Origin of the sequence: Paraburkholderia aspalathi (assembly GCF_900116445.1) — a bacterium.
Classification (GTDB): Bacteria; Pseudomonadota; Gammaproteobacteria; order Burkholderiales; family Burkholderiaceae; genus Paraburkholderia; species Paraburkholderia aspalathi.
This window is the reverse complement of the sequence record NZ_FPBH01000008.1, coordinates 116,591-135,183: the sequence shown is the minus strand read 5'-3', so window position 1 is coordinate 135,183 and position 18,593 is coordinate 116,591. Positions and strand designations below refer to the sequence as shown.

The following is an 18,593-nucleotide window of genomic DNA, read 5'->3' as shown; positions in this document are numbered from 1 at the left end:
ATACGTGAAATCTCGCTTTCACTCCTCCTGTCGCTCGTCTGGAGCATTTTTATTCTGTTGAATTTTTATAACGTACACACTAGACTTTGCTTCAACGTACGACGCCCCTCGCCGTCGCAAGGCGCCGGGCATCACTCACATTGACCGGAGAGCATCACAATGACCAGGACATACCGGATCGGCCAGATCGTGCCGAGCTCGAACACCACGATGGAAACGGAGATCCCGGCCATGCTGCGACTGCGCGAGACGATCCGTCCGCAGCGCTTCACCTTTCATTCGAGCCGGATGCGCATGAAGAAGGTCGTCAAGGAAGAACTGGCGGCAATGGACGCCGAGTCGGACCGCTGCGCCCTCGAGTTGTCCGATGCGCGCGTCGACGTGCTCGGTTATGCCTGCCTCGTCGCGATCATGGCCATGGGTCACGGTTATCACCGCGTGTCGCAGGCGCGCCTGACGCAGCGCACGGCGGAAAACGGCGGGCAGGCGCCTGTCCTGACGAGCGCCGGGGCATTGGTCGATGCGCTGCGTGTGATCGGCGCCAAACGCGTGATCGTCGTGGCGCCGTACATGAAGCCCTTGACCGAGCTCGTGGTCGACTACATCCGCCACGAAGGGTATGAAGTCATCGACTATCGTGCGCTCGAAATCCCCGACAACCTGGACGTGGGCCGTCACGATCCCGCACGCTTGCCCGACATCGTCAAAAGCATGCCTTTCGAGCAAGCCGACGCAATCGTGCTATCCGCCTGCGTACAGATGCCGTCCCTGCCGGCGGTCGCCAAGGTCGAGGCCATGACGGGCAAGCCGGTAATTACTGCTGCGATCGCCACCACCTACGCGATGTTGCGCGAACTCGATCTCGAACCGATCGTGCCGGGCGCAGGCGCCCTGCTGTCGGGCGCTTACTGACCGCCGCCGCACGAGGACGCACCATGACTACCTTCCTGTACGGCGCGAACGTCGCGGCCAACGGCATCCGCCAGCACTATCTGCGCTACGGCGGCGCCGACGGTTCACGCGCGAATCGCCCCGCTATCGTGCTGATTCCGGGCATTACCAGCCCGGCGATCACGTGGGGCTTCGTCGGCGAAGTGCTGGGCCGCACGCACGACACCTATGTACTCGACGTGCGCGGCCGTGGCCTGTCGTCGGCATCGCCGACCCTCGACTACAGCCTCGACGCACAAGCCGCCGACGTGGCCGCGTTCGTCGCGGCGCTCGGTCTGCGTGAATTCAGCCTGGTCGGCCATTCGATGGGCGCGCGCATTGCGGCGCGTGCGGCGCTGCATGCGCCGCGCGGACTCGCCTCAGTGGCGCTGATCGATCCCCCGGTTTCCGGGCCCGGCCGCCGTGACTATCCGGGCAAGCTGCCCTGGTACGTCGATTCGATGGCGCTCGCGCGAAGCGGCACCGACGCGGAAGGCATGCGCGCGTTCTGCCCGACCTGGACCGAAGCCGAACGCCAGTTGCGCGCCGAATGGCTGCATACCTGCGACGAGCGCGCGATCCTCGCCTCCTATGAAGGCTTCCACACCGACGATTTCCACGCGGACGCCGCCCGTCTTACCGTGCCCTCGCTGCTGATGACCGCGCAGAACGGCGACGTGGTGCGCGATGAGGACGTCGCCGAACTGCAGCGCGCCACACCGGCGATGCTGCACGTACGCGTGCCCAACGCCGGCCACATGATTCCGTGGGACAACGCTGCCGGCTTTTACGCCGCCTTCAGCGACTTCCTCGGCGCGCCGCTCGCCTACCGACCGTAAAAAGGAACCGTCGATGCCAGTCAGCGACTACCAATTGATCGAAGCGTGGAAGGAAGTCCTCACGCTGTCCCGCCTCGAACCCGGCCAGAGCGTCACGATCCTGACGAGCCCGGCCACGCATCCGCAGACCTTGTCGTGCGCACTCATCGCGACGCAATCGATGGGCGCGATCGTCAATCGGCTCGATCTGCCGCCGGTGAACGGCGAGAAGGCATTCAGCCGCGATTCGCTCGCCTATCTGGGCACCACGCCGCTCACCGGCAACGGCCCCGCGATCGCCGCGCTGAAAGCGAGCGATCTCGTGCTCGATCTGATGACCCTGCTGTTCTCCCCCGAGCAGCACGACATCCTGAAGTCCGGCACGAAAATCCTGCTGGCAGTCGAACCTCCCGAGGTGCTCGCGCGCATGGTGCCGACCCAGGCCGACCGCACGCGGGTGCTGGGCGCCGCGAAGCGCATCTCCGCCGCGCGCGAAATGCGCGTGACGTCCGCGGCTGGCACGTCGCTCGTGTGCCCGCTTGGCGAGTTCGGCCCCACCGCCGAATACGGTTTCGTCGACGAACCCGGCCGCTGGGATCACTGGCCGAGCGGATTCGCTCTGACCTATCCGAACGATCGCACCGCGCACGGCACGATCGTGATCGATCGCGGCGACATCCTATTGCCGCAGAAACGCTATGTGAGCGAGCCGATCGTGCTGACTGTTGAAGGCGGCTATGCGACAAAGATCGAAGGCGGTGTCGATGCCGCGTTGCTGCGCGACTACATGGAAACCTTCAATGACCCAGAAGGCTATGCGATCTCGCATATCGGCTGGGGGCTGCAGCCGCGTGCGCGCTGGTCGACGCTCGGGCTCTACGATCGTGAAGCGACCATCGGCATGGATGCGCGCGCGTTCGAGGGTAATTTCCTCTTCTCGCTCGGCCCGAACAACGAAGGCGGCGGCAGCCGCACGACGACCTGCCACATCGATATTCCGCTGCGCCACTGCACCGTGCTGCTCGACGACGATGTCGTCGTGCGCGACGGCCGCGTAATCGAATCGACACTCTGAGACCTGATGCGATGAATGCTCCCCAAACGCACGCCGAAGCCCATGTGTATCAGCAGCAAGGGTTCGGCACACCACTGCCCGTTCAAGGCAATATTGGCCTCTTGATCGTCGACTTCGTGGTCGGCTTTGCTGATCCGTCTACATTCGGCGGCGGCAATATCGCGCCGGCGATTGCACGTACCGTGACGGCGCTTGCCCACGCCCGCGCCGCGGGTTGGCCGGTCGCGCACAGCCGCATCGTCTACGCAGAGGACGGCAGCGACGACAACGTGTTCTCACTGAAAGTGCCGGGCATGGCGACGCTCACCGAAGACCATCCCAATAGCGCGATCGTGCCGCAACTGACACCCGCGAAAGGCGAACTGGTGGTGCGCAAGACCGTGCCGTCCGCGTTCTTCGGCACGCAACTCGCGCCGTGGCTTACGCAGCGCGCCGTGCAAACGCTGCTCGTGGCCGGGGCGGTGACGAGTGGTTGTGTGCGCGCCAGTGTTGTCGATGCGATGTCGTATGGGTTTCGGCCGCTGGTGTTGTCCGACTGCGTCGGCGATCGCGCAATCGGCCCGCACGACGCGAACCTGTTTGACATGCAGCAGAAGTACGCGGCGGTGATGCCGCTCGCGGACGCGCTGGTCGCGATCGAGCAGCGCGTGCGTTGACGCATGAGCGTGGCGCACATCCAGGGACTCCGCCCGTGAATCGCTCCGAACTTCTGGCACGCATCGGCCGTCTTGCCGTAATCCGGCGGCCGGCTGCGCCCGTCACGCCCGCCGCCGGACAGCCAGGCAGCCTCTCGACCTACGTGCCGGACGTACCCGAAGTCTTCGTCGCGATACTCGATGACGGACGGATCCTCGCGTTCAACGGTCACGTCGATCTCGGCACGGGCATACGCACATCGCTCGGCCAGATCGTCGCGGAAGAACTCGACGTGCCGGCGAAGCGCGTCACAGTGCTGCTCGGCGACACCGCCGCCACGCCGAATCAGGGTCCCACGATCGCCAGTGCGACGATCCAGATTTCGGCGGTGCCGCTGCGTTGTGCGGCGGCGCAGGCGCGCGGCGCGCTCTTCGAACTCGCTGCGCAGCGCCTCGGTGTCGCTATAGAACAGCTTGCCACTGACGACTCCCAGATTTTCTGCGCGGCCAACCCGCATGGCGCACGCGTGACGTTTGCCGAACTGCTCGCTGGCCGCAGCATGACGCTTGAACTCGACACCGGCACGCCCGTCAAGGATCCATCGACGTACCGGCTCGTCGGGCGTTCATCGCCGCGCGTCGATCTGCCGGCAAAGGCAACCGGCGCGTTGACCTTTGTTCATGACATGCGCGTGCCCGGCATGCTGCATGGGCGGGTGGTACGTCCGCCTTATAGCGGCATCGATAGCGGCGCTTTCGTCGGCACATCTTTCGAGCGGGTTGAACGCGAATCCGTCGCCCATATTGCCGGTGTGCGAGACGTGGTGGTGATCGGCGATTTCGTGGGCGTCGTGGCCGAGCGCGAAGAACAGGCGATTCGTGCCGCACGCGAGTTGCGCGTGAAATGGAAGCCGCTGCCGCCGCTCGAATCTCTGGACGATCCAGGCGCTGCGATCTCCGCTGCGCCGGCAAAACGACGGCCTCTGCTGGAAGAAGGCGACGTCGAATCCGTGCGTGGCCTGCCGGGCACGACCACGCTGTCGCGCACCTACGTGTGGCCTTATCAGATGCATGGCTCGATCGGTCCATCGTGTTCGGTGGCCGACTACCGGGAGCCCGGCAAGGGACGCATCACCGTCTGGTCGGGCACGCAGAATCCGGTCTCGCTACGCTGCGATCTCGCGACCCTCCTGCAACGCGACGAAGCCGACATCGACGTCGTCCGCATGGAAGCGGCGGGCTGCTACGGACGCAATTGTGCGGACGACGTCTGCGGCGATGCGCTGCTGCTCTCGCGCGCGGTCGGTGCGCCGGTGCGCGTGCAGCTCTCGCGTGCCGACGAACACACTTGGGAGCCGAAAGGCTGTGGCCAGGTGGTGGACGTCACCGGCACGGTCAGCGACGACGGCCGTCTGCTCGGCTACGACTTCGTGACGCGCTATCCGTCGAACGATGCACCGCTGCTCGCCTCGCTGCTGACAGGCGCCGTCGCTCCACAAGCGCGCGTCTTCGAAATGGGTGACCGCACCGCTGTCTCGCCGTACGAAAGCCCGCACCGCCGTTTCGTATGCGACGATCTCGCCCCGCTCGTGCGTTCGTCATGGTTTCGTGGCGTATCGGCGCTGCCCAACTCGTTCGCGCACGATTCGTTCGCCGATGAAATGGCCGCCCTAACCGGCTGCGACCCGCTGGAATTTCGGTTGCGCCATCTGAACGACACACGCGCTGCCGAACTGCTTGAAGCGGTTGCCGCGCGCGCCGGATGGAAGCATCGCAAGCGCAGCAGCGAAGCGCCTGACGAGCGCTATGCGCGCGGACATGGCATCGCTTACGCACGCTATGTGCACAGCCGCTTTCCGGGTTTTGGCGCTGCATGGTCGGCGTGGGCAGTGGAACTCGTGGTGGATCGTGTGACCGGGCAGGTGCGGGTCGAGCGCATCACGGTCGGCCAGGACACCGGCACGATGATCAACCCCGACGGCGTACGTCATCAGATTCACGGCAACGTGATCCAGGTACTGAGCCGCTCGCTGAAGGAGCGCGTGCGATTCGTCGACGGCAAGGTGGCGAGCCGAGAATGGGGCAGTTATCCGATCCTGACTTTTCCGGAATTGCCGGCCGTCGATATCGTGCTGATGCCGCGTCAAGGCGAACCGCCGCTGGGCGCCGGCGAATCGGCTTCCGTGCCTGGACCCGCCGCGCTCGCGAATGCGATCTACGACGCGACTGGCGTGCGCCTGCTCGCGCCGCCGTTCACGCAAGAGACAGTGCGCGAAGGTTTGCGCGCCGCCGGTAAGCTGCTGGCGGCTGAACCGGCGCAGGCGGCGAATACTTAGGAGCCAGGCAAGACGATCGCGGCGTGACTCGCCTACTCGCCGTCCGCGTCCGACTCCATCATTTTGCGCAGCAGAAACAGCATGGCGACGCGCTCGCCCGCATTCAGCGCGCCGTAGGTGCGCTCCGTGACCTCCTGGGCGAACGGCACGGTGCGCTCGATCAATGCGAGGCCGGCCGCGGTGGGACGCACGACGAGCTTGCGTCCGTCGTTCGGGTCGGCGCCCACCTCGATCAGCGCGCGCGCCTTCAGACGCTCGACGACGCCGCGGATCGTCGCCTGATCGATTGCAGTTGCTTTGACGATGTCGTTTAGCGAGCACGGTTGCTGCTCTTTGACCGCACACAATGCGACGAACTGCGCGGCGGTCAGATCGGAATCGGGAATCGCTTCCTGAAAAATCGCGACGTGCCGTTGATACGCACGACGCAACAAGTGGCCGATCTGATCGTGAAAGTCGTAGGAATCCTTGCGCGGCGCCATAGGGGTACAAGGCCGGGCGGCCTGAAGACGAAAGAGAAAGAGTGTACACCCTCTAACCAGGCCCTCAATACGACCTTGATCAAGCTGTCGCGTCGTGCAGCTTATTTGTAGCTAACACGCTTTACATTTTTCATGCACTTCCGTTGTGCAACAGGCACGCACATGCTCGTAGAAAAGCACGAATTGCAGGCAATTCCACGAGGAATTGAGCGAATCAACGAGGAAATTTTACGCGCTTCAACCGGTATTTTTACACACCGTATTTTGGAGTGTATACGCTACGTTTTTAGCGTGATACACAGACATCTGCAAGCGAAGTGCGAGTGATCTCTGTCGCACGACATCCACCTTTTTTCGCACCACCTTCCGGGAGTGGCAGTCATGGCGAATGTTTATCAGGGCAGTGCCGTGCTCGACACGAGCAGCACCGACAACAGCGATCTCTATCGCAAGGTTACGATCCGTCTCATCACGTTCTTCTGCCTGTGTTATTTCGCGGCGTATCTCGACCGGATCAACATCGGTCTCGCGAAGCTGCAGATGCTCGACGCGCTCAAGTTCAGCGATACCGTCTACGGTCTCGGCGCGGGTCTGTTCTTCGCCGGCTATATCCTCTTCGAAGTACCGAGCAATCTGATTCTGCAGCGGGTCGGTGCGCGCTTGTGGATCGCCCGCATCATGATTACCTGGGGTCTGCTGTCGGGCGCGACGCTGTTCGTCACCACACCGATGCAGTTCTATACCGTGCGCTTCCTGCTCGGCGTCGCCGAAGCCGGATTTCTGCCGGGCGTGCTGCTCTATCTGACGCAGTGGTATCCCGATGCGCGCCGTGCTCGCATCGTGGCGTTGTTCATGGTCGGCTTGCCGCTGTCGAGCATGATCGGCAGCCCGATTTCCGGCTGGATCATGGCGTTCTTCAATGGGGCGCACGGCCTGGGCGGCTGGCAATGGCTGTTCCTGCTCGAAGCGCTGCCGTCGATCGCGCTCGGCATTGCGATCCTCGCGTGGCTGCCGAATAACATCGAATCCGCCCGCTGGCTCAGCGCCGCGGAGAAGAAAACGCTGCGCGCGAATCTCGACGCGGAGCCGTCCGGCAACAAGAGTCATTCGCTGAGCGGCGCCTTCGTCGATTTCAAGGTGTGGGCGCTCGGTCTCATCGATCTGTGCGTGCTGCTCGGGCTGTACGCAACGAGCTTCTGGCTGCCGTCGATCTTGCGCGATACCGGTGTAGCTGATCCGTATCACATCGGGTGGCTGATGGCGATTCCGAACGCGTTAGCCGTGCTGAGCACGCTTTACTGCGGCGCCAGTTCCGACAGGATGCGCGAACGTCGCTGGCATATCGTGGTCCCGTTCCTCGTCGCGGCAGTTGCGCTAGTTATCGCCGGTGCGGGCCACCACGGCACAGTCGCAACGGTCATTCTGTTCTCGCTGATCAACGCGGGCGCGGCCGCTGCGATGCCTGTGGTGTGGTCGCTGCCTTCGACCTTCCTTAAGGGGCCCGCGGCGGCGGCAGGCATCGCCTTCGCCTGTTCGATCGCGAACCTCGGCGGTTTCGGCAGCACGTATTTCATCGGCTGGTTGCGCGATACGTTCCATTCGCAAAGCGCAGGTCTGTTCGGCTTCGCCGCATGCATGATCGTCGGCTGCGCGCTTGCGTTGACGTATTCCGCCAAGCTCGTGAACCGCTGATCGATTCGTTGCGATGCGCGCGCCTCGCCGCAGCGCATCGTGACGCTTGCCGGCGTAGAAAAAGAATCGCGGAGAGAGGCGGTTGGAGAGCCTGGTGTCGGGCTGTTTTATGGGAGTTTGCCGAGAAGAGCGCTGAATTCGTCTTTCTTCAATGCACGGAGCGTTTGCGTGCGGACATTGCCTGCGGAGCCGAGCGCCAGGCCGAACGACATGAAGCTTTGTTCATCCGGCGCTTCCACGATCGTGACAATGTCGTATTGGCCCATCGTCCAGTAGATCTCTTTCATTTCACAGCCAAAACTCCTGCCCATCTCTGCCGCTTGACCAGCCCGTTGTGCGCTGTTTTTGACGTTGCGGATACCTTGATCAGTAAATTGCGCAAGAACCACATAAGTTGCCATGACGATTCCCCTTACGATTACTACAAGTCGGGATTCGGGCGCACAGGCTCGACTGCGAACGCTACTGCAATCGAGTTGCTCGAAAGCGTCCTGCACGTAACCTGATTGTAGGCAATGGAATCGCCGTCGCCGGCTGTTTGGCGGTCTGGGCAGGTAAGGAGGCGTGAGGGTCTAGTGAATTCCGACGTCGCAGCGTTTCCGATGGGAAAAGTTGCTAGGTGGTCGCATGAGCCGGACACTACCGAGCCCCGCCCCTCCCAAATGTTATTATCGGAAACATCGAACGCCGCGCAAGGCGAGCATTTAAGCCAGCCCCATGGACACCCACCTCACCAAACCCGCCGATCCATCGACAACCGACCTCGGCCGCCGCGTCCGTGCGGCCCGCCAGGCGCAGGATTTGACGCTCGAAACCGCGAGCCGCCTCTGCGGCGTTTCACGCTCGACCCTCTCCAAAGTCGAAAACGGTCTGATGTCCCCGACGTTCGACGTCCTGCAGAAAATCGTACTCGGTCTGAAGATTGAAATCGGTGAGCTGTTCGGTTCGACGCCCAAAGTCAGCGCGAGCGGCCGCCGCGCGTTGACCCGCAAAAACGAAGGCCAGCGTCACGCCTACCGCGGCTATCAGATGGAGTTGCTCGCCACGGATCTGGCGCACAAAGCGATGTTGCCGTTTCGCATCCGCATTTCGGCGCACACATTGGATGCCTTCGATGACTGGGGCCGTCACGAGGGTGAAGAATTCCTGTACGTGATCAGCGGCAGCGTGTGCCTCTATTCCGAGTTGTACGCGCCGACGCATCTCAACGCAGGTGACAGCCTTTACTTCGACAGCCGCACCGGCCACGCAGCAGTGTCCACCAGCGACGAAGACGCCGAGGTGTTGTGGATGGCAACCAGCGCCGACATTCCGCAGACGTCGGCTACCTCAGAGCCGGCGAAAAAATAGCGACGGCGCTACGGCCCCTTAACGGCGCGCCGCCAACGCCCGCTGCGCTAGTTGCGCGATATGCATCGCGTGTTGCCCGGTCCCCTGTTCGATCTGCTCCCGGCAACTGAAGCCGTTGGTCAGTACGATCGTTTCCGCGTTTGCCGCCGCCGCAGCACGCACCGCTGGAAACAGCGTGTCTTCGCCGATCTTCTCAGACAGCGCGTGATGCTCGTCGTTGAAGCCGAACGATCCCGCCATGCCGCAGCATCCCGTATCGAGCAATTTCCACTTCACGCCAAGCTTGTTCAGCAGCGCGGTATCGCCTTGCATACCGAATAGCGCCTTCTGATGACAATGGCCGTGCACGATCACGTCCGCGGGAAGCGTCGGCCAATCGAACGGCTGACGCGCGACGAAATCGGAAAATAGAAACGTCTGCGCAGACAGTTGCGTCGCTAAAGCGTGATCGGGGAATTGCTTCAGCAGTTCGTCCTTGAACACCGATAAGCAGCCGGGTTCAAGACCGACCAACGGCACGCCGGCGGCGATGTCCTCTCCGAGGTCATTGAGAATGGTGGTCAGCAACTCGCGCGCACGGTCGAGTAAGCCAAAGTCATACAGCGGACGCCCGCAGCACAAACGGTTCTTCGGCAGCACGACGTGCCACCCCATTTGCGTCAGCACATCGGCCGCGGCCTGCGCGATCTCGGGCGTGAAGTGATCATTGAACGTATCGACCCACAGGATGACTTTCTTCACGTCGCCAGAAGAGCGAGCATCGAGCTCCGTCTGAGGCGAACGCCGAGCAATCTGCCGGTACGTCTGCGTAGCAAACTTCGGCAACTCACGTGCTTGCGCGACACCGGCGACCCATTTCCCAACTGCAGCCAACCCCGATGTCGACGTCATAAAATTCGTGAAACGCGGAAAGCGCGCCGCCCACGGCGCCCATTCGCCAATCCGCCCCATAAACAATGCCTGGCGCGGCCTGCGATTCGTCTCGTAGTAATGCGAAAGAAACTCCGCTTTGTACGACGCCATATCCGTATGCGTCGGGCAATCGGATTTGCAGCCCTTGCACGCGAGGCACGTATCGAGTGCATCTTTCACTTCGCGGCTTTGCCAGCCATCGGCGATCACGTCGCCTTGCAGCATTTCCCAGAACAGATGCGCGCGGCCACGTGTCGAGTATTTCTCTTCACGTGTTGCGCGAAAGCTCGGGCACATCGTGCCGCCTTCGAGCGAGCGGCATTTGCCCATGCCGATGCATCGTTCGATCTCACGCTGAAAACCCTCACCTTCCTGACTCGCGAAGGTGAGCTTCGTTTGCAGTGTCACGGGCTTGTAGGCCGGCCCCATACGCAGGTTTTCGTCGGCGCGATACGCATGCACGACCTTGCCGGGATTCAATCGATTGGCCGGGTCCCAGATCGCCTTGAACTGCTCCATCGCCTGCATCAGATCGGGGCCGTACATGATCGGCAGGAACTCGGCCTTGGCCTGACCGTCGCCGTGTTCGCCCGAGAGCGAGCCGCCGAATTCGACCACCAGTTCCGCCGCTTCGCGTAGAAACTTACGCCACGTCGCGACACCTTCCACGCTGCGTAGATCGAAGGTAATGCGCGCGTGGACGCAACCGTCGCCGAAATGGCCGTATAGGCTCGTCTCGTAGCCATATCGATCCACCAGCGCCTGAAACGCACGCAGATAATCGCCGAGACGCATGGGATCGACTGCCGCATCTTCCCAGCCGACCACTGGATCGGGCGTGCCCGCATCCACCGACAAGGCCACCGCCGACGCCCCCGTCTCGCGGATCGACCACACCTTGGCCTGAAGTGCACGATCTTCGACAAGCATCGCCGACACGTTCGGTCCTGCTGCGCCCGACGAAAAATACGCCGCGGCGGTGTGCGCCTGATGCACGGCATCGTCTTGCGTATCCGCGCCGAATTCGAGCACGACCCAGGCATCGCCTGCCGGCAGCAAGGCGATCTCATCCTTCTTCAACCCGCGCGCCTGCAAGCCGCGGATGATCGCACGGTCGAGTCCTTCGATCGCGATCGGCCCGCAGCGCATGAAATGCGGCACGGCGTCCGCGGCGGTGTAGATATCGGTAAAGCCGACCACGACGATCACGCGTTTCGCCGGACTCTTTACGAGCCGCACTTTCGCCTGCAAGGTCACCGCACAGGTGCCCTCGGTGCCGACCAACGCCCGCGCGACGTTGAAGCCGTTTTCCGGCAGCAGTTGATCGAGATTGAAGCCCGACACGCGCCGCTTGATCTGCGGGAATTTCGCGCGAATCTGACCGGCGTAGGTGTCGCGCAGTTGCTTGAGCGCGGCGTAGATTTCACCCTGGCGGCCGCCTGCTGCGATGATGCGTTCGAGTTCGTCGTCCGAAGTAGGCCCGACCCAGAAACGCGCGCCGTCGAAGGTCGCGATTTCCAGCGCCTCGACGTTCTCCACCGTTTTGCCGGCCATTACCGAATGCGCGCCGCACGAGTTGTTGGCGATCATGCCGCCGAGCGTGCAGCGACTGTGCGTCGCGGGATCGGGTGCGAATGTGAGGCCGTGCGCTTCGGCAGCGTCGCGCAAGGTGTCGCAGATTACGCCTGGTTCGACGATCGCTACGCCCGCGACAGGGTCGACCGACACGACACGGTTCACATACTTGCTCGCGTCGGCCACCACCGCGACGTTCACGCATTGACCGTTCTGCGAGGTGCCGCCGCCGCGCGGGAGAAAGGGCACGTCATTGCGGCGGCAAGCGGCGAGCGTTTCGAGCAGATCGTCGACGTCCGATGGCACGACCACGGCGAGTGGGACTTGCCGATAGTTCGATGCATCCGCCGCATACAACGCTTTCGAGCCCTGATCGAAGCGTACTTCGCCGCGTACGTTGCGGCGCAGGTCAGCTTCGAGCGCCTGCATAACAGCAGCAGTCCCTTGAAAGGGCCTGGCAACGCGCGGCGCTTTCGACGAGCCATGAGCCGCGTCGCTCAACGAAGCCTTCACGCCTGCGCCCTGCTCTTCATCCAATGACGTTCCCACCTTGCCCCTCATGTCTCGTGTTCAACGCCCACGCTATCGCCCTGCACTTACGAATTAAGCCGCCTGGCTCGCGGTCATCTTGAAGATGCCCTGTGCGTTGCCGGCGTCGAAACGCAGGTCCGTTTCCCAGCGGCGCGCGTCCTGATCGAAGGTCCGCTTGCGCGTGATGAACTCGTAGAACGAGCCCGGCACGTCGCGCGTGACGATGCTGCCATCGGCCGCGCGAAATTCGCGCCGCACGATGTCCGCACGGTACGCGGTCTGAAACACGCGGCCCGAACGCGAACGCTCCACTTCCGGCTTCATCGGACGACCCTTTGCCTTTTCGTCGTCGGAGAGCTTGAACACGTCCGCGACGCGATCGGTAGCGTGATTGAAGGCGTTGCCTTCGGTCGCGATCCACGCCATTTCGGCCGACTCCTTCAACAATACTTCGTAATCGGCTTCGCGTGGCGTCTCATGCTGACGCGCGAAGGCGCCGACGATCACCGGCAGCAATGCGTGAGCCGCCTCGAGCGACAACACGCCTTCGCGTTCGAGCTCCCACAACTGGCCGGCGGCTTGCGGCGTCAACGGATCGCGAGAGGCGCCGATCACTTTCGTCACCGCCTGCTGAAACTCCGCCGAGAAACGCTCGGGGTGCAATTCGCTGACGAAGAACTGCGCGATCTCATCGGGGGCGTCATCGTGCGCCCAGGCGCGGCCGGTCATGCCCAAACGGTCGAGCGGATAACGGCCGTTGATGCTGAAGCCGAGCGGCCGCAGGATGCGCGCGAAGGCAGCCTCACCCGGCGGCAACGCGCCGCTCTCCGCCCAGCGCACCGTGCGCAATGCGCCATGATCGAAGTAGACGCTGCCACCAGCGGCGATCGCCTCCTCGGTGTACCGACGGCCATTCGCCGAGCGCGCCAGCAGGTCTTCGAACAGCGCCATGTTCATCGCCTGCGCCAGTTCGGCGCGGGTGACGGTGCCGTCCTCCCATTCATTGAGGATCTGCGGATGGTTCAGAGTGGCGAACAGCCTCGCGGTTTTCTCTGCGCCGAGCAATTTCAGCAGCAGTTGTTCGACATTCGCATTCTTGATGTTTCGCATATCGGTTCCGGGCGGAGTGCGGTGAGCACGCGTTCGTGTGTATGAAGATGGCTTGCCGGCATGGCTTCAAGGCGCAAGCACGGCATCGTTGGATGCGAGATTATTCAAATTCGCAGCGGCGCCGTAAAGCGAGATAAAATCGCCACTTGATGCGTTTTTGGAATCAACGTGCGAAAGTTCAAGATCCCCAACATGGGCGCGCTGCTCGCTTTCGAAGCCGCCGCGCGGCACGAGAGCTTCACGCATGCGGCGCGCGAGCTGTTCCTCACCGAAAGCGCGGTGTCCCGGCAGATCAATACGCTGGAGAGCAATCTCGGCGTGCGGCTGTTCGTGCGCGTCAAACAGCGGGTGGTGCTGACCAAGGCGGGCAAGGTCTATAGCGCGCAGGTGCGGCGCTCGCTCGAACAACTGGACCGCGACACGCTGTCGATCATTGCGCATGGCAGCGGCGGTGGGTATCTGGAACTGGCGGTGCTGCCGACTTTCGCATCGCAATGGCTGATTCCGCGGCTGGCGGCATTCAATGCGCAGTATCCGGACGTGCGGGTCAATATGGGTGTGCGCACCGGCACATTCCCGTTCGCCGAGACGCATTTCGAAGCCGCGATTCACTACGGCAAGCCGACATGGCCGGGCACATCGGCCGATTTTCTGTTTAGCGAGGAAGTCGTGCCGGTGTGTGCGGCAAGTCTGCTGGCCCGGCCCGTGGAAACTGCGGCGGATCTGCTGGACTACCCGCTACTGCATTCCACCACCCGGCCTGACGGCTGGGCGTCGTGGTTCGCCAACCTCGGTGTCGACGATAACCGGACGATGCAAGGGGTCCGCTACGAACTCCACACGATGCTGATCAGCGCTGCAGCGGCCGGTCTCGGCATCGCGCTGGTGCCGCGCTTTTTCGTCGACGCTCAGCTCGAACAACTCGGACTTGTGATTCCGCTTGACGCACCCGCCGTCGCGGACTCGGCGTATTACCTCGTCTATCCGACGGAGTTGAGTCACGGCAAGCCGCTCACGAGCTTTCGCGAGTGGCTGTTGCGGGAAGCGGCGGCGTACAGCGCGGTGAATCCTGGGCTGGCGGGCAATCCCGAGACTGATTGATTCAACGGTAAGCGGCAAACGGCAAAGCGTTAAGCGCCGGCTTGCTCGCGTGCCTGCGCCAACGCGCTCAGATTGCCTTCGCCGAAACCGTGGTGACCTTGCCGTTGCACGATCTCAAAGAAGATCTCTCCGGCACCGCGCCGCACAAAGGTCTGAAAGAACAGCAACGGCACGCCGTCGGCCCCAATCTCGCCGTCCACCAGAACGTGCGTGCGCTTGAGCCGCTCGACATCGAGCCCATGACCCGGCAAACGGGCATCGAGTTGTTCGTAATAGCGCGGCGGGGGCTCGACGAACTCGACACCGTTCGCGAGGAGTTGCTCGACGCACGCAAAGATATCGTCGGTGGCGAGCGCGATGTGCTGCACGCCTTCGCCCGGATGATCCGGCAGATAGTCGTGCATCAGATTCGTGCGGCGCGTGCCTTCTTCATACAAAGGCACGCGGATCGCGCCGCATGGCGACACCATCACGCGCGACTCCGCCGACACATGCCAGTTCGCGTGCAACTCGTGAATCTCGCGGAAGTTGAGCAGGTCGCGATAGAAGTCGAGCCACTCCTGCATCCGGCCCTCACCGACTGTTTGCGTCAGATGATCGACCGCGACGAGACCGGTGCCCGCGTGACTCAGATCGGCGTGCGCGGTATCGATCTCGATCGGACGGAAGTCGATGTCAAAGATCGAGATGTCACCGAGGCCGCCGCGCTGGCCGCCACGGCCGCGCCACCGGTCGACGAAATAGATGTGCGAATCGCCAATGCCCTGGATCGCCGGAATCAGCAACTCGCCCGCACCGAGGCGTTCGCCTTCGAACGCCCATGCACCGAGTTCGATCGCGCGGTCGAAGGCGCGCTGCGCATTGGCCACGCGAATGCCGATCGCGCAGATGCCAGCGCCGTATTCCTCGGCGTAGCGCTCGGCAAACGAATCCGGCTCGGCGTTGATCAGGAAATGCATCTCGCCCTGGCGATACAGCGTGACGTCCTTGCTGATATGGCGCGCAATTGCCTTGAAGCCGAGTTTCGTGAAGGTCTCGCCGAGCGCCTTCGGCTCGCGCGAGGCGAACTCCACGAATTCGAGGCCGGCGGTGCCGAGCGGATTGTGCTCAGGCGCCGACACGGCGCGCAGCGCGGCGTCTGGAGTGGGCAAGTCGCTGGGCATGGCAATCTCCTTGTGCAGTCTTTCGTACGCTGTTGCGCGTGTTCGTGATGTTTCTGCTGTTCGGTGCGCGCCGTCTTTCACCTGCAGTGTGACACCGCATGCGTGGTGTGCCGCGGCAATGCGGCCCGAGACGGCTTTTGCATCGTGTTTGTACACCGGGTGACGGGGCGTTCGCAAACTTTATTTTGTACTGGATGGTTCACGCGGGGAGAATCGGGCCGCGGCGGGCGTCTATTGCGTCTATTGCGTCTACTGCGCCTCCCGCATCTCCCGTGCCGCCTGGCGGCGTGCCTTAGGTCCTGGACATGCCGCCGCGGCTGCGCCTGGACGCACGTTTGACCGCAGGCTTGCCGGCGGCGGCCGTCATGCGCAGCTGGGCAACCTCGCGCACGGCATCGATAAACGCCCGTCCCACCGGTGACGGCTGCGTGTCCGAACGCCGGATCAGCCCCACAGGTTCGCCGGTGCCCGCGAACTGCAAGGGCAAACGCACCAACATGCCGTGCCCCAGTTCATATTCGACGGCGCTCAGCGGCACGAACCACACCGCGTCATTCTCCAGCGTCAACGCACGCCCCGTCGATACCGACAGCACTTCGACAAACCCCGACAACGGCGGCACGCCCCACGCGCTCAACAGGCTCTCAGCCGATTGCCGGATCAGCGTGCCGAACGGCGGCAGCACCACCGGAAATTCCTCCAGCGACGTGGCCGGCAAGCCGGCCCCCAGCGCCAACGGATGCCCGGCGCGGACTACGGCAATCAACGGTTCGCTGAAAAGCTGCTCGAAACTGAGCCCGACCATCCGTTCCGGGTCCGCCAGACGCCCGATCGCGAATTCGATCGCGCCGGCCTTCAAACGCTCGAGCAATTCGGGGTTGGCGCCCGTGGCAAGGCGCACGATCACGCGCGGCCAAAGCGCGGCGAAGCGCTTCAGCACCGGCGGCACCAGCGCAGCCGCGACGGTCGGCAGAATGCCGATTTCGAGCGTGGCGGCCGCCGCGCCTTCCGCGCGCGCCAGCAGGTCCACACCCTGTCGCAACGCACTGACGCAGGCGCTCGCATGCGGCATGAAGAGCTGCCCCTCGCGGGTCGGCACGGCGCCGTGGCGGCCGCGCTCGAAGAGCTTCACGCCGAGAATCGCCTCCAGTTCGGCAACCGTCTTGGAGACTGCGGGCTGCGTAATGGACAAGCTTTCGGCGGCCCGCTGCACGCCGCCGAACTGGGCGACGGCCAGAAAGCACTGGAGATGACGGAATTTGACGCGGCTGTCCGCGAGGCTGCGTTGCATAACGGCAGGTTATACGAAATGGGCGAAAACGTCATTTTGCATAACCTCTCAGGTTAGATAAAGTCGCTCCATAAAGCCGTATCCCACAATTCTCGAAGGAGACACTGATGGACGATTCCTTTCTCACCGCGCGCGACTTCGCGTCCCACCCCGCCTACGTCTATCCCGGCTACGGTTCTTCGGTCAAACGCGGCCCGACGCGTCCGCTGATTCCTCTGAAGGAAAAACTGCGCGACCAACGTGTACCGGTTTACGGCACCGAAGACCTCGGCGCGCTCGATCACGATCTGACGCGCAATGCGATGCGCAACGGCGAGCCGCTCGGCGAGCGGATCATCGTGACCGGCCGTGTGCTCGACGAGGGCGGCCGCCCGGTGCGCAATACGCTGGTTGAAATCTGGCAAGCCAATGCTGCCGGCCGCTATGTGCACAAGAACGATCAGCACGACGCGCCGCTCGACCCGAACTTCCTCGGCGCAGGCCGCTGCATCACCGACAACGAAGGCCGCTATCGCTTTCTGACGATCAAACCGGGCGCTTACCCTTGGGGCAATCATCCGAACGCGTGGCGTCCGAATCATATTCACTTCTCGCTGTTCGGCGACCATTTCGGCTCGCGCCTCGTCACGCAGATGTATTTCCCGGGCGACCCGCTGCTGGCCTTCGACCCGATTTTTCAGGGCACGCCCGAGCACGCACGCGACCGCATGATTGCAGGCTTCTCGCTCGATACGACGCAGGAGGCCTATGCGCTCGGCTACGACTTCGACATCGTGCTGCGCGGCCGCAACGAAACCCCGATGGAGCGCTAAGCCATGACGACCCTCAAGCAAACGCCTTCGCAAACGGTTGGACCGTACTTCGCCTACGGTCTGTGCCCGCAGCAATACGACTTCGCCTTCAAGAGCCTGTTTACGCCAGTTCTGGCCGACCGCGAAGCGGCCGGCGAGCACATCACGATCGTCGGGCAGGTGTTCGACGGCGACGGCAAGGTGATCGGCGATGCGATGTTGGAAGTGTCGCAGGTAGACGCGCACGGCCACTACCCGGAATCACGCGAGGAAACCCTGAAGACCGGTTTTCGCGGCTTCGCCCGCGTCGGTACGGGCACCGATCCGCTCCAACGCTTTGTCGTTGAAACGGTGAAACCCGGCCGCGCAAACCCGGACGAAGCGCCGCATCTGAATGTGATTGTGACGATGCGCGGCATGCTGCTGCACACCTTCACGCGCATCTATTTCGAGGACGAAGCCGAGGCTAACGAACGGGATGCCGTGCTGGCAGCGGTTCCAGCGGACCGGCGTGGCACGCTGATCGCGCGCCGCGAGCCGAACACGGCCAATGTGTACCGGTTCGACATCTATATGCAGGGCGACAAGGAAACCGTGTTTTTCGACCTGTGACGCGGATTTTCTATACTTTCATAAAGCTTTCACATACACTGGAGATGATCCGTCTAGCGACTGGATCGCGAAACTCCGAGTAGGTTAAGCCCGCCCCGCGCGGGCTTTTTTTTGGATGCCGAATCAATTGGCCGAACGCAATATCGCGCAGCCACGCAGGAAAACGACTGGCAGAAAAAACCGCGGCTC

The 18,593-nt window shown here is 62.9% G+C and carries 16 protein-coding genes; 10 read left to right on the top strand and 6 right to left on the bottom strand.

Annotated features, from left to right (window positions below):
- Positions 1 to 159 precede the first annotated feature (159 nt).
- Genes BM438_RS15055 through BM438_RS15035 form a run of 5 tightly spaced genes read left to right on the top strand, consistent with a single transcriptional unit; the run spans position 160 to position 5,794 of the window.
- Positions 160 to 912: a maleate cis-trans isomerase family protein gene (locus tag BM438_RS15055; RefSeq protein ID WP_028194760.1), complete on the top strand. Its 753-nt coding sequence runs from the start codon at positions 160 to 162 to the stop codon at positions 910 to 912.
- A 23-nt stretch (positions 913 to 935) separates the two neighbouring features.
- A complete protein-coding gene (locus BM438_RS15050) occupies positions 936 to 1,769 on the top strand; it encodes an alpha/beta fold hydrolase (protein WP_093635025.1) in 834 nt (277 codons plus the stop codon).
- A gap of 13 nt (positions 1,770 to 1,782) precedes the next feature.
- The gene (locus BM438_RS15045; RefSeq protein ID WP_093635024.1) at positions 1,783 to 2,823 is read left to right on the top strand and encodes a 2,5-dihydroxypyridine 5,6-dioxygenase NicX family protein; all 1,041 of its coding nucleotides are present in this window, start codon (positions 1,783 to 1,785) and stop codon (positions 2,821 to 2,823) included.
- Positions 2,824 to 2,834: 11 nt separating this feature from the next.
- The gene (locus tag BM438_RS15040) at positions 2,835 to 3,479 is read left to right on the top strand and encodes an isochorismatase family protein (protein ID WP_093635023.1); all 645 of its coding nucleotides are present in this window, start codon (positions 2,835 to 2,837) and stop codon (positions 3,477 to 3,479) included.
- 35 nt (positions 3,480 to 3,514) lie between these two features.
- On the top strand, positions 3,515 to 5,794 hold the full coding sequence (locus BM438_RS15035; protein ID WP_093635022.1) for a xanthine dehydrogenase family protein molybdopterin-binding subunit: 2,280 nt from the start codon (positions 3,515 to 3,517) through the stop codon (positions 5,792 to 5,794).
- Between the two features lie 32 nt (positions 5,795 to 5,826).
- Here the strand turns inward: BM438_RS15035 and BM438_RS15030 are convergent, their stop codons facing one another.
- The gene (locus tag BM438_RS15030) at positions 5,827 to 6,276 is read right to left on the bottom strand and encodes a MarR family winged helix-turn-helix transcriptional regulator (protein ID WP_054034851.1); all 450 of its coding nucleotides are present in this window, start codon (positions 6,274 to 6,276) and stop codon (positions 5,827 to 5,829) included.
- A 381-nt stretch (positions 6,277 to 6,657) separates the two neighbouring features.
- On the opposite strand from BM438_RS15030, the gene BM438_RS15025 reads away from it, so the two are divergent.
- Positions 6,658 to 7,968 (top strand): MFS transporter, encoded by a 1,311-nt coding sequence (locus BM438_RS15025; protein ID WP_093635021.1) that lies wholly within the window; start codon positions 6,658 to 6,660, stop codon positions 7,966 to 7,968.
- A gap of 107 nt (positions 7,969 to 8,075) precedes the next feature.
- Here the strand turns inward: BM438_RS15025 and BM438_RS15020 are convergent, their stop codons facing one another.
- Positions 8,076 to 8,369 (bottom strand): GYD domain-containing protein, encoded by a 294-nt coding sequence (locus tag BM438_RS15020; RefSeq protein WP_093635020.1) that lies wholly within the window; start codon positions 8,367 to 8,369, stop codon positions 8,076 to 8,078.
- A 316-nt stretch (positions 8,370 to 8,685) separates the two neighbouring features.
- On the opposite strand from BM438_RS15020, the gene BM438_RS15015 reads away from it, so the two are divergent.
- The gene (locus BM438_RS15015; RefSeq protein ID WP_093635019.1) at positions 8,686 to 9,318 is read left to right on the top strand and encodes a helix-turn-helix domain-containing protein; all 633 of its coding nucleotides are present in this window, start codon (positions 8,686 to 8,688) and stop codon (positions 9,316 to 9,318) included.
- A gap of 18 nt (positions 9,319 to 9,336) precedes the next feature.
- Here the strand turns inward: BM438_RS15015 and BM438_RS15010 are convergent, their stop codons facing one another.
- Both BM438_RS15010 and BM438_RS15005 read right to left on the bottom strand, forming a co-directional pair.
- Positions 9,337 to 12,354 carry an FAD-binding and (Fe-S)-binding domain-containing protein gene (locus tag BM438_RS15010; protein WP_093635135.1) on the bottom strand — a complete coding sequence of 1,006 codons (3,018 nt, stop codon included), beginning with the start codon at positions 12,352 to 12,354 and terminating at the stop codon, positions 9,337 to 9,339.
- A gap of 54 nt (positions 12,355 to 12,408) precedes the next feature.
- On the bottom strand, positions 12,409 to 13,446 hold the full coding sequence (locus BM438_RS15005; protein ID WP_093635018.1) for a DUF1338 domain-containing protein: 1,038 nt from the start codon (positions 13,444 to 13,446) through the stop codon (positions 12,409 to 12,411).
- 168 nt (positions 13,447 to 13,614) lie between these two features.
- Between BM438_RS15005 and BM438_RS15000 the strand changes: the two genes are divergently transcribed.
- Positions 13,615 to 14,547: a LysR substrate-binding domain-containing protein gene (locus tag BM438_RS15000; RefSeq protein WP_208620659.1), complete on the top strand. Its 933-nt coding sequence runs from the start codon at positions 13,615 to 13,617 to the stop codon at positions 14,545 to 14,547.
- A 29-nt stretch (positions 14,548 to 14,576) separates the two neighbouring features.
- Here BM438_RS15000 and BM438_RS14995 read toward each other — a convergent pair whose 3' ends face one another.
- Together BM438_RS14995 and pcaQ are read right to left on the bottom strand one after the other, a co-directional pair.
- Positions 14,577 to 15,710, bottom strand: coding sequence for a 4-hydroxyphenylpyruvate dioxygenase family protein (locus BM438_RS14995; RefSeq protein ID WP_093635016.1), 1,134 nt, complete (start codon positions 15,708 to 15,710; stop codon positions 14,577 to 14,579).
- A gap of 292 nt (positions 15,711 to 16,002) precedes the next feature.
- Complete coding sequence (gene pcaQ, locus BM438_RS14990; RefSeq protein ID WP_093635015.1) at positions 16,003 to 17,001, bottom strand: pca operon transcription factor PcaQ; 999 nt, start codon at positions 16,999 to 17,001, stop codon at positions 16,003 to 16,005.
- Between the two features lie 107 nt (positions 17,002 to 17,108).
- Between pcaQ and pcaH the strand changes: the two genes are divergently transcribed.
- Both pcaH and pcaG read left to right on the top strand, forming a co-directional pair.
- Positions 17,109 to 17,813 (top strand): protocatechuate 3,4-dioxygenase subunit beta, encoded by a 705-nt coding sequence (gene pcaH, locus BM438_RS14985; protein WP_093635014.1) that lies wholly within the window; start codon positions 17,109 to 17,111, stop codon positions 17,811 to 17,813.
- Between the two features lie 3 nt (positions 17,814 to 17,816).
- Positions 17,817 to 18,404, top strand: coding sequence for a protocatechuate 3,4-dioxygenase subunit alpha (gene pcaG / locus BM438_RS14980; protein ID WP_093635013.1), 588 nt, complete (start codon positions 17,817 to 17,819; stop codon positions 18,402 to 18,404).
- Positions 18,405 to 18,593: the final 189 nt, after the last annotated feature.

Coding starts and splice junctions, on each gene's coding strand:
- pcaH (WP_093635014.1), top strand. CDS start 17,109: ATGGACGATTCCTTTCTCACCGCGCGCGACTTCGCGTCCCACCCCGCC.
- BM438_RS14995 (WP_093635016.1), bottom strand. CDS start 15,710: ATGCCCAGCGACTTGCCCACTCCAGACGCCGCGCTGCGCGCCGTGTCG.
- BM438_RS15030 (WP_054034851.1), bottom strand. CDS start 6,276: ATGGCGCCGCGCAAGGATTCCTACGACTTTCACGATCAGATCGGCCAC.
- BM438_RS15050 (WP_093635025.1), top strand. CDS start 936: ATGACTACCTTCCTGTACGGCGCGAACGTCGCGGCCAACGGCATCCGC.
- BM438_RS15025 (WP_093635021.1), top strand. CDS start 6,658: ATGGCGAATGTTTATCAGGGCAGTGCCGTGCTCGACACGAGCAGCACC.
- BM438_RS15045 (WP_093635024.1), top strand. CDS start 1,783: ATGCCAGTCAGCGACTACCAATTGATCGAAGCGTGGAAGGAAGTCCTC.
- pcaG (WP_093635013.1), top strand. CDS start 17,817: ATGACGACCCTCAAGCAAACGCCTTCGCAAACGGTTGGACCGTACTTC.
- BM438_RS15005 (WP_093635018.1), bottom strand. CDS start 13,446: ATGCGAAACATCAAGAATGCGAATGTCGAACAACTGCTGCTGAAATTG.
- pcaQ (WP_093635015.1), bottom strand. CDS start 17,001: ATGCAACGCAGCCTCGCGGACAGCCGCGTCAAATTCCGTCATCTCCAG.
- BM438_RS15040 (WP_093635023.1), top strand. CDS start 2,835: ATGAATGCTCCCCAAACGCACGCCGAAGCCCATGTGTATCAGCAGCAA.
- BM438_RS15015 (WP_093635019.1), top strand. CDS start 8,686: ATGGACACCCACCTCACCAAACCCGCCGATCCATCGACAACCGACCTC.
- BM438_RS15020 (WP_093635020.1), bottom strand. CDS start 8,369: ATGGCAACTTATGTGGTTCTTGCGCAATTTACTGATCAAGGTATCCGC.
- BM438_RS15055 (WP_028194760.1), top strand. CDS start 160: ATGACCAGGACATACCGGATCGGCCAGATCGTGCCGAGCTCGAACACC.